Here is a 16695-nt window from a genome sequence, read left to right on the forward strand (position 1 = left end):
TTTGTTTTCAATCATAACCTTAAAATTTTGAAGATCTCAAGAGAAATTAAAACTGCCATTTTAGTCATTTTAGGAATAATACTATTCATATTTGGCTTCAGTTATTTAAAAGGCAATAATTTATTAGACGATTCACGTATAATTTATGCAGAATACGATAATGTAGATGGGCTAACACCATCGACTCCAGTGACTATTAATGGTTATGCGGTGGGTAAAGTTCTAGAGATCTATTTTAAGGATGCTAGTTCTGGTGTTTTAGTCGTTAAAATGGATATTGATACGGCATTTGAGTTTTCTAAAAACAGTCAGGCATTATTGTATCAAAATGGGTTTATAGGTGGAAAAGCGGTAGCTATAATTCCCGCCTATGATGGTGGTGCAAATGCCGAGGACGGAGATTATTTACCAGGCACTGTTAAAGCTGGGATGACAGAGGTTTTAAACGATAGATTAGAGCCACTTCAGCATAAAGTTGAAAAAGTAATGTCTGAAACAGATACGCTTTTAGTCAACTTTAATTCTATTTTCGACAAAGAAACGAAAGCTAATTTAAAAGCAAGTGTCGCTAATTTGAATATAACAATTACTTCATTTAACAAAACCACCAAAGCACTAAATGAAATTTTAGAAAGTAATAAGTCTAAATTAAGTAATACATTAACAAATGCTGAAAACATGACTGAAAATTTCTCTAAATTTTCAGATTCTCTGTCACAAATTAATTTAGCAGGGACTATTAAAAGTTTACAAGAAACAGTCGAAAAATTTGATAATGTATTGGCTAGTGTAGAAAGAGGTGACGGCTCTCTAGGGAAGTTGCTAAAGGACGAAAAAATGTATGATAATCTTACAGGAGCTTCTAAGCAAATGGAAGAATTGTTGCAAGACATGAAGTTAAACCCTAAGCGTTATGTTCATTTTTCTCTCTTTGGAAAAAAACCAAAACGTTACGATGCGGAAGGCAATGAAATTGAAGATAGTACTGAAGACCCTAAAGATTAAATGACATAAACCAAAATAATGAATTACTTACCAAACATAATTTTCGCCATCATCCTCATAGCAGGAATTGGCTATTTTTCAAGAAACGTAAATAAACTTTGGCGTAACATCAAATTAGGTCAAGACAAAGATGTGAGTGATAATAAATCACAGCGTTGGAAAAACATGGCAATGATTGCTTTAGGGCAGAGCAAAATGGTTAAACGTCCTATATCAGGCTTTTTTCATGTTGTCGTTTACGTTGGTTTTATCATCATTAATATTGAAGTATTAGAAATTATAATTGATGGCTTGTTTAGTGGTGTACTATATGAAGGCCATCGTATAGGCATGAGTTTCTTACCAGAGGCTGTTTATGGTTTTCTAATAGGAAGCTTTGAAATTCTGGCAGTGGGTGTTTTAATTGCGGTTATTATTTTCTGGTTGCGTAGAAATGTGATTAAACTTAAACGTTTTTTAAGTGCTGAAATGAAAGGTTGGCCTAAAAGTGATGCTAATATCATCCTCTATTTTGAAGTCGTATTAATGTGTTTGTTTTTAATAATGAATGCCACAGATGCTACTTTCCAAAGTTATAATTCAGGCAATGTTATTAGTCAGTTTATCGCACCACTATTTTCTGGATTATCTGAAAGCAGTCTGCACCTGGTAGAAAGAAGTGCCTGGTGGTTGCATATTATTGGAATTTTAGTATTCTTAAATTATTTATACTTTTCAAAACATTTACACATTTTATTAGCGTTTCCAAATACCTATTACGGTAAATTAACACCTCAGGGACAATTTAAAAACAACGCTGCGGTGACTAAAGAAGTGATGCTCATGATGGATCCAGATGCAGACCCATTTGCAGCTCCAGCAGAAACGGAAACCGAAGAAGCACCAGCAAAATTTGGCGCAAGTGATGTACAGGATTTAAGTTGGGTAAACCTATTAAACGCCTATACGTGTACAGAATGTGGGCGTTGTACGAGCGAGTGTCCGGCAAATCAAACGGGTAAAAAACTCTCTCCACGTAAAATTATGATGGATACGAGAGACCGCTTAGAAGAGGTTGGTAAAAATATAGATGCTAATAATGGAACGTTTGTAGATGATGGTAAACAATTATTAAATGATTATATTACTAAAGAAGAATTATGGGCTTGTACTACTTGTAATGCTTGTGTAGAAGCCTGTCCTGTGAGTATAGATCCATTAAATATCATTATGGAAATGCGTCGTTATCTCGTTATGGAAGAAAGCGCAGCACCAATGGAGCTTAATAATATGATGACCAATATCGAAAACAATGGTGCACCATGGCCTTATAATCAAATGGATAGATTAAATTGGAAAAACGAGTAAAATAATTTCAGACACCTGCTGGACAGTAGGGAAATAACCTCAAGGTTAGGCTTTCGGCAGCGGCTCTTTTCATGGACCTCTATAAAGATTAATTGCTTAACTTAAATTGGACAAATTTTAAATGCATACAAGAGAAGTCACATACAAGCTAATCATGATCTTTTTTCTGGTATCTGCATTTCAAATGGTTTTTGCGCAAGCCTATAAAAAAGACTCCTTACAAATAAAGGCCTATACAGAAATAGAGTTCAGAAATGGTCAGCCCCTAGGTATTACTCTAAAGAAAGTGTTTTGTGATTACTGTTCAGAAAAACAGTTAAAACTATTAGGAGAAGATGCTATTAGGCGAACAGCTAGCGAAAAACACGACCCCAAGAATACACTAAAAAACGGTAAAAAGAAATTAGCCGTTTATATTAGAATAGCAAAAACAGATTTTGCGGCAATAAGAGAAGATAATTAAACTAATTAAATAACACCTTAAATTATGAGTCGTTCAAAGTTATTAATTGTAGTACTATTATTTTTAGGGAGCCATTCTAAAGGTTTTTCTCAGGATAATAAGATTTCTAAAGCGCTTGATACAGTAGCTTTAAAAATGTTTGAAAATTTTAATGATAAAGATTATGATGCGCTCATGGATATGACGTATCTAAAATTGTTTGAAATCGTTCCTAAGGAATCTATGCTTTCTGTTATAAAAGCAATGCTTGAAGGAAACGACGAGTTTTCAATAGAGATTCCAAAAGAAATTCCCAATTATAAAATATCAAAGGTTTTTAACGCCGAGGAGAAGGATTTACAATATGCATTTTTATCCTATGATATGAAAATGACTATGATATTTAAAAATCAAGACTTTGATGATGAAGCTCAAGAAATGATGATTAAAATGATGGGAGTACAAGGTATGGAAGTCGAATTTATCTCTGAAAACACTCTAAAAGCAATAATAAAAAATAGTATTACTATTTTTCTTAAAGATAATTCTACAGGTAAGAAGACAGATAACAATTGGTATATGTTAAATTACGATGCAGACTCCCCATTATTATTTCAACTATTATCAACGGATATTATTGAAAAAGCCAAAGAATATAAACAAAACTTAATGTTAGAAAGCAAAAAGAATAATTAGCATGAGCGAACAATTAATAGTGCCAACTATGGCAGAAATGATGGCAGAAGGTAAACAACCAGAAGTATTATTCTGGGTGGGTTGTGCTGGAAGCTTTGATGATAGAGCAAAAAAAATAACCAAAGCTTTTGTAAAACTGCTTAACAGAGCTAATGTCTCTTTTGCCGTTTTAGGAGCAGAGGAAAGCTGTACTGGTGATCCTGCAAAAAGAGCAGGGAATGAATTTTTGTTTCAAATGCAGGCCGTTACTAATATTGAAGTAATGAATGCTTACGAAATTAGAAAAATTGTAACGGCTTGTCCACATTGTTTTAATACACTTAAAAACGAATATCCCGGTTTAGGTGGTACTTATGATGTGGTTCACCACACACAGTTTTTAAAAGATTTATTAGATGCAGGACGCTTAACCATAGAAGGGGGACAATTTAAAGGCAAACGTATTACATTTCATGATCCTTGTTATTTAGGTCGTGCAAATAATGTATATGAAGCACCAAGAGATTTAATTAGAAAATTGGATGCAGAGTTGGTAGAAATGAAAAGCTGCAAATCTCGCGGATTATGCTGTGGTGCTGGAGGTGCACAGATGTTTAAGGATGCAGAGCCAGGTGATAAGGAAGTTAATATTGAACGTACAGAACAAGCCTTGGAAACCAAGCCTCAAATTATCGCTGCGGGTTGCCCTTTTTGTAACACCATGATGACAGACGGTGTTAAAGGCAAAGAAAAAGAAAGTGAAATAGCAGTTATGGATATTGCGGAGTTAATCGCTAACGCCCAAGATTTATAAGACATACATGTTTACCAATTCAGAACTAAACATTGAGACACTACCCAAAGCGGAAGAAGTTATTTTAAACCCAATTTCTAAAAGTTATTTAACCATTCTGTTTATTAATATTTTTATTCAATATGGTATTTTATTTGGATTTATAATTCTGGCACGCGTTTTTTTAAAAGAAGCGTGGGTGATTAATGTTTTTTGGTATGTCTTGTCTGTTTTGGTATTTTTATTTGTGTTTCAAAGCACTATTAGTTATTTAGGCTTTAAAAAGCGAGGTTATGCGCTAAGGACACAAGACATTATTTATGCAAAAGGCGTGTTAAATTATAAAAGAACAACAGTTCCGTTTATTAGAATTCAACATTTAGAAACCAAGCAAAGTTTTATTGCCAAGAAATTGAAGTTAGCTTCACTGCACGTTTACACTGCAGGCGAATCTGGTGGAGATTTATCTATTAACGGTCTGCCTATGGACGAAGCTGATAGCATTAACGCGCTCTTAACCCGTAAGATTAATGAGCGCGTTTAACTTTCAAGAGCCTTCAAGACAATCCGTAAAAGGAATTGCTGTACTTTTTGGATTAAATGGTTACAAAATAATTAAAAGTCTTTTTGTATTAATTGCAGCGTTTTCTTATAGTTTAATTAGTAACGGTGCTGTGTTTGGTGTGTCAATAAATACAGTATTGCTCATCTTTGCTTTAATAGTACTGATGGTCTTAACAAGATCAATTCTTCAATATTTAAATTTTAAATTTCATGTTTCCAGCGATGATTTTTTCCTTTCAAAAGGGATTATCAACAAAGAAAAAATAACAGTTTCAAAATCTAAAATTCAAAATATCTACATCAAACAGAATGTGTTACAGCAGATTATTAATGTTGTTCAATTAGATATAGAAACCGCAGGTGACTCAAAAGCAGAAGTTAAGATTACAGCTTTAAGTAGAGAAAAGGCGATAGCTTTAAAAGAAACATTGCTATCGGATAGTAATAAGCAAGTAGCAATAGAATCTACTGAATCTATAAAAGAAGAAGAAGAAGACAATATCTACTATAAAGCATCCATTAGAAAACTGCTTTTGGAAGGTTTGAGTCAAAATCATATTAAAAGTTTTCTACTAATCGCTGGATTTATAGGAGGTCTGTACTCAACTTACGAAGATTTTTTAGACACACTAAAAATAGGAGAGACCTTTGAAAAGTTTATGACTCAAAATGAAGATTCTATTGGTTTTCTTATCGTCTTGTCTTTTATTGTTCTAATAATTGCATTACTAATTTCAGTACTCTTTTCACTGGTAAACACCTTTTTGCTCAACTTTGATTTGCAAGTCATTGAACACAAAAAAACAGTTGAAATAAAAAAAGGATTATTTAATAAAGTAGCTATTAATTTATCACCCTCTAGAATTCAGAATATTGAAATTGTAACGAATAGACTGAAGCAGTATTTTGGATTAAATACACTGGTAATAAAACAAGCTATGGTTGATAAAAAGTTACATAAGCACTTTTCTATAGTAGGATTGAGTGCTTCGCAAGTGACTTATTTATCTCAGAAATTAATTAAACGTTTTAAAGTCATTCAAGAAAAAGCAAAACCTGAAAAATATTATATCCGTATTCTATTTTTTAAAGCGCTTTTCCCTTTTCTTTTCTTTAATAGCTTAAGCTTTCTAGTTTTTAATACCAGTTTTTGGGTGGTAAACTTAATTTTGGTTCCAGTAATTTTAGTACTTATTTATTGGCGATACAAAAAAGCATATTACAGTATAGATGCGGCTATTTTGGTTGTTGGTAGTGGTGCTGTTTCTACCATTACGCAAGTATTAGAAACACATAAAATTCAAGCTGTAGCTACCAAGCAAAGCATATTTCAAAAAATGAGAAGAATAGCTACAGTGCAAGTATTTACAGCATCAAAAGTAACTGATATACTGTATGTTAAAGAAGATGCCGCAAATGCTATAACTAATTATTTATTATATCAAGTAGAATCGCAGCAAAAAGATTGGATGTAAAACTGTATTTTTGCAATATCATTAATGACTAAAAAAACAAATCGTGCTAGTAGAATTTAATACTTTACCAGAAGAATCAAAAATCTGGATCTATCAGGCTAATCGTTCATTTTCTGAAATTGAGCTTGAGCAAATAAAGGAGAAACTCAATACTTTTATTGCAAACTGGACCGCGCACGGAAGCGATTTAGAAGCAGGATACGAGATTCGCTACAAACGGTTTATCATATTAGCCATAAATCAGGAGTCTCAGGCCGCAACGGGCTGTAGTATTGACGCTTCTGTACATTTTATACAACAATTAGAAAAAGAGTATGATGTGGATTTAATGGATAAAATGAATGTATCCTATAAACAAGGTGAATACGTGGCTTATAAAACCTTGACTGATTTTAGAATCATGGCAAAACAAAAGGCCGTGTCTAAAAACACAATTGTTTTTAATAATTTGGTGACTAATATTGCAGAGTTTAATGAAAATTGGGAAGTACCGGCGAGTGAGAGCTGGCACAATAGATTTATTAATTAAATTATTTTCCATTTAATATCCCCTTAAAAACATCTCTTCTTTCCAATAGAATCATCACTTTATGACTAATGAAATTATTTTATTAAACATCTCTGGACAAGACAAACCAGGACTTACCTCAAGTTTAACAGCTGTTTTAGCACAGTACGATGCAAAAATATTAGATATTGGACAGGCAAACATACATGAAACATTATCATTAGGAATATTATTTGAAATCGAATCTGGAGAAAGTTCAGCTCCCGTTTTAAAAGAGTTGCTATTTAAGTCTTACGAACTTGGAATCAAAGCTAAGTTTACACCTATTACACTAGATGATTACGAACACTGGGTCACGCTCCAAGGTAAAGACCGTTATATCGTTACTATTTTAGGTGAAAAATTATCGGCAGAGCAAATATCAAAAGTCACTGAAATAATTTCAGAAAAGAATTTGAATATAGATGCGATAAAACGATTGACTGGTCGTACATCGCTTATAAAAAAAGAAGACTATCCCAGAGCCTCAATAGAGTTGTCTATAAGAGGTAAAATAGAAGATAAAGCCGATATCACTAAAAAATTCATGCAGGTTTCCAGAGATTTGGATGTTGATATTGCCTTTCAGGAAGACAATATTTACAGACGAAACAGACGTTTGGTTTGCTTCGATATGGATTCTACGTTAATACAAGCCGAAGTGATTGATAAATTGGCTGAATTGGCTGGTGTTGGCGATGAAGTAAAAGCAATAACAGAAGCTGCAATGCAAGGAGAAATAGACTTTAATGAAAGTTTTATCAGTCGCATGAAACTACTAAAAGGATTGCGTGAAGACGTGCTTCATGATGTTGCTATTAATCTACCACTTACTAAAGGTGTGAGAAGACTCATGGATGCATTACAAAGTTATGGATTTAAAACCGCTATTCTTTCTGGGGGATTCACTTATTTTGGTCATTATTTACAAAAAGAATTGGGAATAGATTACGTCTATGCAAATCAGCTTGAAATTATAGATGGTGTTTTAACGGGGGGGTATCTTGGAGAGATTGTTGATGGTAATAAGAAAGCAGAATATCTCAAAGAAATTGCAGAAAAAGAAGGGTTGAATATTAGTCAAACTATTGCTGTTGGCGATGGCGCTAACGATTTACCAATGCTTAATCTTGCAGGATTAGGGATTGCTTTTCATGCCAAACCCACGGTAAAAGACAATGCGCATAGTTCTATATCAAGCATTGGATTAGATGGGGTGCTATATTTGTTAGGTTACCATGACAAGCATATAGATTTGATGGATTAGACTGCTGTAAAAATTGTTTACAACATTCCTTATAAATCTATCATAAAGGCTTTAATAATAGTGAGGAAAATAATAACTTGGCATAGTTTTTAGTTGTTATATAACATAACACTTCAAAAAAGAGAACACTACATGCGCAATATCTTTTATTTTTTCATTTTTTCACTTATTTCTATAACGCTTCAGGCGCAAAATACAAGTAATCCATTATTAGCAAAAGATGTGGCTAGTCAACAAAAATGGGTAGATAGTGTATACCAGTCCTTAAGTTTAAATGAAAAGATTGCGCAGCTTTATATGGTACAGGTTTTTTCTAGTCAAACACCAGCTGAAAAGACTAAAATTATCGAATTAATTAGAGATTATAAAATTGGGGGAATTATCTATTCTAAAGGCGGACCAGTAAAACAAGCCAAATTAAATAATGAATTACAGGCTGCTTCAAAAACCCCTTTGTTAATAGGTATGGATGCTGAGTGGGGATTGAGTATGCGCTTAGATTCGACGTACTCTTTTCCTTGGAACATGACCCTTGGTGCAATTAGAGATAATGCGCTAATAGAGCAAACAGGTAAACAATTAGGTGAACACTGTAAACGATTAGGGGTACATTTTAATTTTGCACCAGTGGTTGACATTAATACAAATCCAAACAACCCTATTATAGGTAATCGTTCTTTTGGAGAAGATCGTGATAATGTTACCGAAAAAGCTTCAGCATTTATGAGAGGGATGCAGAGTGCAGGTGTTTTAGCTAATGCTAAACATTTTCCAGGTCATGGCGATACAGAAACCGATTCGCATTTAACTTTACCAACTGTGGCTTTTGATGAAAAACGTATTGATTCAATAGAATTATATCCTTATAAAAAACTGATTAAAGAAGGCTTATCCAGTGTCATGGTTGCGCACTTGAATATTCCCAGCTTAGAGCCTCGTCAAGGGTATCCATCATCGCTTTCAGAAAATGTAGTTACTAATATTCTGAAAGAAAAACTAGGTTTTAAAGGCCTTATTTTTACAGATGCTCTGACAATGAAAGGCGCTGCCGATTTCAAATTTGAAGGTCTTGAAGGCGTATCTGAGGTTAATACTAATACAGCAGGAAATATTGATTTAGCTGCGTTTCTGGCTGGAAACGATGTGATGCTAATGTCTGAAAATGTTGAAGCAGGCATTGCTAAATTATCTAAAGCCTATAACCTGGGAATGATAACCGAAGCACGTTTGGCATTATCTGTTAAAAAGGTGCTACAGGCAAAATACAAAGTAGGTTTAAACCATTATGTCCCGATAGGGACTTATAATTTAGTTGATGATTTAAACCGATTGCATGACGATATTTTATATGAAAAATTAATGGAAGAAGCGATAACCATTGCACATGATCCTTCTAATATACTCCCGATAAGGCATCTCGAAACAAAGAGAATAGCTTATGTGCAATTAGGTGATGATGATGGAACTCCCTTTTATAACACACTAATGAAGTATGCAAAAGTGCATGAAGTAAAAGCAGATAATTTAACTAGTTTAATTGAGAAACTTCAAAATTATAATACTGTTATTGTTGGACTCCATAAGTCTAATGAAAGCCCATGGAAAAGCTATCAATTTTCAGATCAGGAATTAACATGGCTCTATGAAATAGCCAGAACCAATACAGTGATTTTAGATATTTTTGCTAAACCCTATGCGTTACTGGATTTAAAATCCATTTCAAATATTAACGCCATAGTAGTAAGCTATCAAAATAGTGCCATTGCTCAAGAAACCTCTGCTGAAGTTCTTTTTGGTGCCATAGGCGCTAAAGGAACACTACCCGTTTCTGCTGGGCAATATTTTAAAGAAGGTGATGGAATAAGAACAAATAGCTTAGAGCGCTTAGGGTATTCTTATCCAGAAAATGTGGGCATTTCTTCAGAGAAATTGAAAAAAATTGATTCCATAGCTAATTATGCAGTGAATGAAAAAATGACGCCTGGTATTCAGTTATTAATTGCTAGAAAAGGAAAGGTGATTTATAGTAAAAACTTTGGGAAACATACCTATGATGGCGATGAAAATGTAAAAGATGCAGATATTTATGATATCGCATCACTTACAAAAATTGTGGCGACATTACCTTTACTTATGGAACTGGAAGAGCAAGGCCTAGTGTCACTTGATACTAAATTGTCCGAAATTTTACCTGGCTATAAAAAATCTAATAAAAAGAATATTACTATAAAAAAAATGTTGTCGCATTACGCACAATTAAAACCATGGATTCCTTTTTATTATGCGACTTTAGATTCTTTAACAAAGCAACCGTCATCAAAATACTATCGACAGTCACCCAGCGGAAAGTTTAATATAAAAGTAGCCAATGATCTCTATATGCGCAGTGATTATATGGATTCGATTCCTAATATAATTAAAGAAACAGAACTCTTAGATCGATTAAGATACCGCTATAGCGATTTACCTTATTATATTTTAAAAGAGTATATAGAAAAGCATTACAATAAAACCCTAGATGAACTAGCACAAGACCATTTTTACAAGTCTTTAGGCGCTAATTATACGATTTACAATCCTTACAAGACCATCAGTAACAAAAATATAGTGCCTACAGAGGAAGACGATTATTACCGTTACCAGAAAGTACAAGGTTATGTTCATGATATGGGAGCTGCAATGCAAGATGGTGTTGGTGGCCATGCCGGTGTTTTTAGTAATGCTAATGACATCGCTAAAATTATGCAAATGTACTTACAAAAAGGCTTTTATGGTGGTGTGCGCTACTTAAAACCTGAAACGATAGACAAGTTTAATACTTGTTATTTCTGCGAAAATAATGTGCGTCGTGGTATTGGTTTCGATAAGCCTCAATTAGGAGATGCTGGGCCCACTTGTGGTTGTGTGTCTATGACGAGTTTTGGGCATTCGGGATTTACAGGAACTTATGCTTGGGCTGATCCAGATGAGGAATTAGTATATGTGTTTTTAGCCAATAGGACCTATCCAAGCTCACAAGGTAATAATATGTTGCTTCGGGAAGATATTAGAACTAATATTCAAGAGGCTATTTATGAGGCCATTATTCGCTAGGCTTTATTATTTAGTTCATTTTTAACGTATACTTTAAGTCCTTTTTGTAAAGTATCCTTATTTTTATAGACTTAATGATTAATCAAAACCCAATGAGTTTTTAAGCACGCCCACTCAAGGCCCTTTTAACTTGTAATTTTAAGTAGTTAATTATGACAATAGGTATCGTATGTTATCCAACCTTTGGAGGCAGTGGCGTGGTAGCGACAGAACTAGGTATAGAGCTGTCTAAACGCGGACACAATATTCATTTTATAACTTACAATCAACCTGTTCGTTTGGCGCTGTTAGGTAATAATGTACATTACCATGAAGTCAATGTGCCAGAATACCCCTTATTCCATTATCAACCGTATGAACTTGCTTTATCTAGTAAATTAGTCGATATGGTGAAACTACATAAAATAGAGTTGTTACATGTGCATTATGCTATTCCACATGCTTATGCAGCTTATATGGCTCAAAAAATGCTACGTGAGGAAGATATTTATATTCCTATAGTGACCACATTGCACGGTACAGATATTACACTGGTTGGCAATCACCCTTTCTACAAACCCGCAGTTACTTTTAGTATCAATAAATCAGACGCAGTGACGGCTGTTTCACAAAGCTTAAAAGATGACACCTTACGTCTTTTTGATATTAAAAAAGAAATTCATGTGATCACCAATTTTATAGATGTTAAGAAATTTAAACATGATTTTACAGATTGCCAGCGCGATATGATGGCTACTAAAGCCGAAAAAATAATCACACACATTAGTAACTTTAGAGAGGTAAAGCGCATTCCAGATGTGATTAAAACGTTTTATAACATTCAAAAAGAAATACCTGCAAAACTAATGATGGTTGGAGAAGGGCCAGAACGTGAACCAGCAGAGCGTCTTTGTCGTGAACTTGGTATAACGGAAAAAGTGGTTTTCTTCGGCAATAGTAACGAAATAGACCGTATTCTGTGTTTTAGTGATTTATTTTTGTTGCCAAGTGAAACAGAGAGTTTTGGATTGTCTGCATTAGAAGCGATGGCTTCGAGTGTGCCTGTTATTTCAAGTAATACCGGAGGTATTCCCGAAGTTAATGTAAATGGTTTTTCAGGCTATTTAAGTGATGTTGGTAATGTTGATGAAATGAGCAAAAATGCATTGCGGATACTTAAAGATGAAGCACTCCTGAAACAGTTTAAGACCAATGCTAAAATACAGGCTCATAAATTTACTATTGATACGATAGTACCGCAATATGAAGCTTTGTATGAACAAACACTTAAGACTTGCTTATTTACGCAAAAGTTATAATGTAATTACTCGTTTTTAAATGTTCTCGAGAGAGGTTTTGTGTTTGTACTATCCGCTTTTATATAGGCTTTGTATTCCTCTGCATAATCAGGGTCACTACCATAGTATACATTTACGAGTTGCTCATTTGAAACAGAAAAAATCAGTAAGCTTACACTACCAATTATTATAAACCGAATATAATTATGCCTTAGAAATTGCTTTCTGTTTATAAAATGAAAAATTAAAACGATTCCCAAAATTATACCAAACAATATAAGGCCTTGACTTAATCCCATATCTGCAAAAGGCCAAAACTGCAATTTGAATAAACAGTATACTACCAATATAGAAAACACAAAACCTGTTCCAATGCCACCAAAAAGTCTAAGCTTAGACATTCCTTTATAAGATGCGGATTTAAAAATAGCTCTTAATCTTATATTATTTAATAAGGCAAAACCGAACCAAAAATAGAGTATCGCTAGAAAAAGCGATGCAAATGTTATTGTTTCAGAAGCATAAGGCCAGTGTATTAGTTTTAATAGGAATCCAATACCTATAAAAACGGCAAAAACTATTTCGGCTTTTTTCATTTAAAGTGAAATTTATAAAGTTTAAAAAAACAAAAAACCGCTTCAATTGTGAAACGGTTTTTGAATATTTCTTTTATTTAAATCTTAAAATTGGTATCTTAAACCTAATGCAATATCAAAATCGGTATCATCATTAAATTTACCAAAACCAAATTCTGGTCTAAAGTCTAAAGACACTAATAATGGAATGTCAAAATTGTATTCTATTCCAATATCTCCAGCTGCAAATACATAAGTTTCGTCAAAATCATCTCCAAATCTATTGTCTGCACTGTAGCTCCCAACACCACCACCAAGTCCGGCGTACCAGTTAAAGCCGCCCTCAATATTCCATACCCATTGGTATAACCCGGTTAATTTAAAAGCATCATAATTGTTGTTCGAGCGAAAACCCAAATCAAGCTCTAATCGGTTGTTGTCACCTAATCCGCTTTGGTAAGATATTTCTGCACCCAAACCGTCATTATCTCCAATTCTTAAACCAATAGCGTTTTTTGAAATGTTCTGAGCCATCACAGTAGCTGAAAATCCAATAACAGCTATGCCTAATAAAAATAATTTTTTCATAAATTTTAAGTTTTTAAGTGTGATAAAAATACAATTTAGATTGATTTATGTACGAATTATAACGCTAATTTTTAGTTAATATTTGAAAAGATGCCTTAAATTTACAGTTAATAAATGACTTCAATAATTAACACTTCGCAACTTTTAGAACTTCAAAAAACACTTGAAGGCACGCTTCATTTTGATGATTTAATGCGAACCTTATACGCTACAGATGCTTCCGTATATCGTATGTTGCCTTTGGCTGTAGCATACCCTAAATCAAAAGTAGATATTAAGCGTTTAATTGCTTTTGCTAAAACGCATAACACCTCTTTAATTCCTAGAACAGCAGGAACTTCTTTAGCTGGACAATGTGTTGGAAATGGTATTGTTGTAGATGTCTCTAAGCATTTCACCAAAATTTTAAACATCAACGAAACACAAAAAACTGTGACTGTGCAACCTGGTGTAGTACGTGATGAACTCAATAATTATTTAAAGCCTTTTGGTTTGTTTTTTGGGCCAAATACATCAACATCAAACCGGTGTATGATTGGCGGTATGGTTGGTAATAATTCATCGGGTACAACCTCAATAAAATATGGTGTAACCCGAGACAAAGTGATTGCGTTACATACTATTTTAAGTGATGGCAGTGACGTGGTGTTTTCTGCATTATCCTTAGAAGCACTTCAAGATAAGCTGAAACAAAATACTTTAGAGGGCGCTATTTATAAAACAATTATTGATGAGTTATCTTCGGAAAGTATTCAAAACAACATAAAAAACGAATTTCCTAAACCTGAAATACACAGAAGAAATACGGGTTACGCGGTAGATACGCTTTTAAATACCGAAGTTTTTTCAAAAACGACTGAGACTTTTAATCTCTGTAAATTGCTGGCAGGAAGTGAAGGCACGTTGGCATTTACTACAGAAATCACACTGCAATTAGATGCATTACCTCCAGAAAAAAGACTGATGGTTGCGGCGCATTTTGACAGTATAGAAAGCTGCCTAAAAGCTGTTGAACCGGTAATGTTACATGATTTATATACTTGTGAAATGATGGATAAAACCATCTTAGATTGTACAAAGCAAAATAAACAGCAACATGAAAACCGACAGTTTATCGCAGGTGATCCGCAAGCCATTTTAATGCTTGAAATCAAATCAGACACATTAGCAGGTTTAAATTTTCAAGCGCAAGCACTTATTAAAACCTTAGAGCTTTTACGTTTAAGCTATGCTAATGTGGTATTAGAGGGTGATGCCATAGATAATGCTAACGAGTTGCGCAAAGCGGGTTTAGGCTTGTTAGGTAATATTATAGGCGATAAAAAAGCCGTTGCCTGTATTGAAGATACCGCAGTGGCATTGTCTGATTTAGCAGATTATATAACGGAATTCACAGCGTTAATGAATGCTTATAAACAAGACGCTGTTTATTATGCACATGCTGGTGCTGGTGAATTACATTTAAGACCCATTTTGGATTTAAAGCAGCAGGACGATGTGGTGTTATTTAGAAAAATAACTAGAGATGTCGCTATCTTAGTTAAAAAATATAAAGGCTCGTTTAGTGGAGAGCATGGTGATGGAATTGTTAGAGCCGAGTTTATTCCTTTTATGATTGGTGAAGCAAATTACCAACTTTTAAAACGTATAAAATCAGTTTTTGATTCTCAAAACATTTTTAATCCAGGAAAAATTGTAGACGCTTTTCCTATGGATAAAAATCTACGTTATGAAACCGATAGAGTCGTACCCGAAATAAAAACACTATTAGATTTCTCTGCCTCCCAAGGCATTTTGCGTGAAGCAGAAAAATGTAATGGTTCAGGCGATTGTAGAAAGTTGCCAGAATTTGGTGGTACGATGTGCCCAAGTTATCGTGTGACTCGTAATGAGAAAGATACGACAAGGGCCAGAGCAAATACACTTAGAGAGTTTTTAACGACCTCTGAAAAAGCAAATAAATTTGATCACAAGGAACTCAAAGCGGTTTTCGATTTATGTTTAAGTTGTAAAGCCTGTGCTACAGAATGTCCAAGTAGTGTTGACGTGGCTGCATTAAAAGCAGAATTTCAATATCAGTATCAAAAGACAAATGGGGTCTCATTAAGAACAAAGCTTTTTGCTTATAATAATAGGTTGAATGCCTTGGGAAGTCAGTTCCCAAACCTTTCAAATTTTATGTTTTCTAATGGCTTTACGTCTTCAATCATTAAAAAAACATTCGGAATAGCGAAACAGAGACGTTTACCTTTAATTTCAAAGAAAAGCTTAAGCAAAGGCTTTCAAACGATTGAAAAAAAGCGAGACAGCGATAGTATTATAAAAACACTGTATTTATTTAATGATGAGTTTACGAACCATTTAGACACAACAATAGGAGTTGATGCTATCACCTTATTACAAGCTTTAAGTTACGAAGTAAAACTGATTAATAATTTTGAATCGGGTCGTGCCTTTTTGTCAAAAGGCCTATTGGAACAAGCTAAAAAAGTAGCCAATGCAAATGTCAATATTTATAAAGATTGGATCACAAAGGAAACACCTTTAATAGGGATTGAACCTTCAGCAATATTAACGTTTAAAGATGAATACTTAAAATTAGCTAATGATCAAACGGCCGCGAAAGCACTAGCTAAAAACACCTTTTTAATTGAAGAGTTTCTAAGCGCTGAAATCGCGATTGGTAATATAAAAACGACTCAATTTACCGCAGAAACTAAAACCATAAAGTTTCATGGCCATTGTCATCAAAAAGCAATGGGCAATCAAATCCACAGTTTTAATATCTTAAATCTGCCTAAAAACTATAAGGTCACTATAATTCCAAGCGGTTGTTGTGGTATGGCAGGAAGTTTTGGTTACGAAAAAGAGCATTACGAGGTGAGCATGCAAGTTGGTGAGCAAACCCTTTTTCCTGCGGTGAGAAAAGCTTCAGAAGACACAATTATTGCTGCAAATGGAACGAGTTGTAGACATCAAATTAAAGATGGAACACAGCGTGACGCATTACACCCCGTTAGTATACTTCGTCAAGCACTTATATAAAT

The 16695-nt window shown here is 34.0% G+C and carries 14 protein-coding genes; 12 read left to right on the forward strand and 2 right to left on the reverse strand.

Annotated features, from left to right (window positions below; translation table 11 throughout):
• The first annotated feature begins 27 nt into the window (after positions 1-27).
• From GQ46_RS01255 to bshA, 11 genes are all read left to right on the forward strand, one after another.
• The gene (locus GQ46_RS01255) at positions 28-1005 is read left to right on the forward strand and encodes an MlaD family protein (RefSeq protein WP_044397627.1); all 978 of its coding nucleotides are present in this window, start codon (positions 28-30) and stop codon (positions 1003-1005) included.
• Between the two features lie 18 nt (positions 1006-1023).
• Complete coding sequence (locus GQ46_RS01260) at positions 1024-2352, forward strand: 4Fe-4S dicluster domain-containing protein (protein ID WP_044397630.1); 1329 nt, start codon at positions 1024-1026, stop codon at positions 2350-2352.
• Between the two features lie 121 nt (positions 2353-2473).
• Positions 2474-2815: a hypothetical protein gene (locus tag GQ46_RS01265; protein ID WP_231567306.1), complete on the forward strand. Its 342-nt coding sequence runs from the start codon at positions 2474-2476 to the stop codon at positions 2813-2815.
• A gap of 24 nt (positions 2816-2839) precedes the next feature.
• A complete protein-coding gene (locus tag GQ46_RS01270; RefSeq protein ID WP_044397631.1) occupies positions 2840-3490 on the forward strand; it encodes a hypothetical protein in 651 nt (216 codons plus the stop codon).
• 1 nt (position 3491) lies between these two features.
• Positions 3492-4283 carry a (Fe-S)-binding protein gene (locus tag GQ46_RS01275; protein ID WP_044397632.1) on the forward strand — a complete coding sequence of 264 codons (792 nt, stop codon included), beginning with the start codon at positions 3492-3494 and terminating at the stop codon, positions 4281-4283.
• Positions 4284-4290: 7 nt separating this feature from the next.
• Positions 4291-4806, forward strand: coding sequence for a PH domain-containing protein (locus tag GQ46_RS01280; protein WP_052503370.1), 516 nt, complete (start codon positions 4291-4293; stop codon positions 4804-4806).
• Complete coding sequence (locus tag GQ46_RS01285) at positions 4793-6301, forward strand: PH domain-containing protein (protein WP_044397633.1); 1509 nt, start codon at positions 4793-4795, stop codon at positions 6299-6301. Before GQ46_RS01280 ends, GQ46_RS01285 begins: the two co-directional genes overlap by 14 nt.
• Positions 6302-6344: 43 nt before the next feature.
• A complete protein-coding gene (locus GQ46_RS01290; RefSeq protein ID WP_044397634.1) occupies positions 6345-6830 on the forward strand; it encodes a hypothetical protein in 486 nt (161 codons plus the stop codon).
• 61 nt (positions 6831-6891) lie between these two features.
• Positions 6892-8115 carry a phosphoserine phosphatase SerB gene (serB, locus tag GQ46_RS01295; RefSeq protein WP_044397636.1) on the forward strand — a complete coding sequence of 408 codons (1224 nt, stop codon included), beginning with the start codon at positions 6892-6894 and terminating at the stop codon, positions 8113-8115.
• A gap of 132 nt (positions 8116-8247) precedes the next feature.
• Positions 8248-11208 (forward strand): glycoside hydrolase family 3 N-terminal domain-containing protein, encoded by a 2961-nt coding sequence (locus GQ46_RS01300; protein ID WP_044404365.1) that lies wholly within the window; start codon positions 8248-8250, stop codon positions 11206-11208.
• Positions 11209-11360: 152 nt separating this feature from the next.
• On the forward strand, positions 11361-12506 hold the full coding sequence (gene bshA / locus GQ46_RS01305; RefSeq protein ID WP_044397638.1) for an N-acetyl-alpha-D-glucosaminyl L-malate synthase BshA: 1146 nt from the start codon (positions 11361-11363) through the stop codon (positions 12504-12506).
• A gap of 5 nt (positions 12507-12511) precedes the next feature.
• Here the strand turns inward: bshA and GQ46_RS01310 are convergent, their stop codons facing one another.
• Together GQ46_RS01310 and GQ46_RS01315 are read right to left on the reverse strand one after the other, a co-directional pair.
• Positions 12512-13081 carry a hypothetical protein gene (locus GQ46_RS01310; protein WP_044397640.1) on the reverse strand — a complete coding sequence of 190 codons (570 nt, stop codon included), beginning with the start codon at positions 13079-13081 and terminating at the stop codon, positions 12512-12514.
• A gap of 84 nt (positions 13082-13165) precedes the next feature.
• Positions 13166-13648: a hypothetical protein gene (locus tag GQ46_RS01315; RefSeq protein WP_044397642.1), complete on the reverse strand. Its 483-nt coding sequence runs from the start codon at positions 13646-13648 to the stop codon at positions 13166-13168.
• A gap of 114 nt (positions 13649-13762) precedes the next feature.
• Here GQ46_RS01315 and GQ46_RS01320 point away from each other — a divergent pair, with 114 nt between their 5' ends.
• Positions 13763-16693, forward strand: coding sequence for an FAD-binding and (Fe-S)-binding domain-containing protein (locus tag GQ46_RS01320; RefSeq protein WP_044397644.1), 2931 nt, complete (start codon positions 13763-13765; stop codon positions 16691-16693).
• The last annotated feature ends 2 nt before the right edge of the window (positions 16694-16695 follow it).

The sequence above is a fragment of the Lacinutrix sp. Hel_I_90 genome, from assembly GCF_000934685.1.
Classification (GTDB): domain Bacteria; phylum Bacteroidota; class Bacteroidia; order Flavobacteriales; family Flavobacteriaceae; genus Lacinutrix.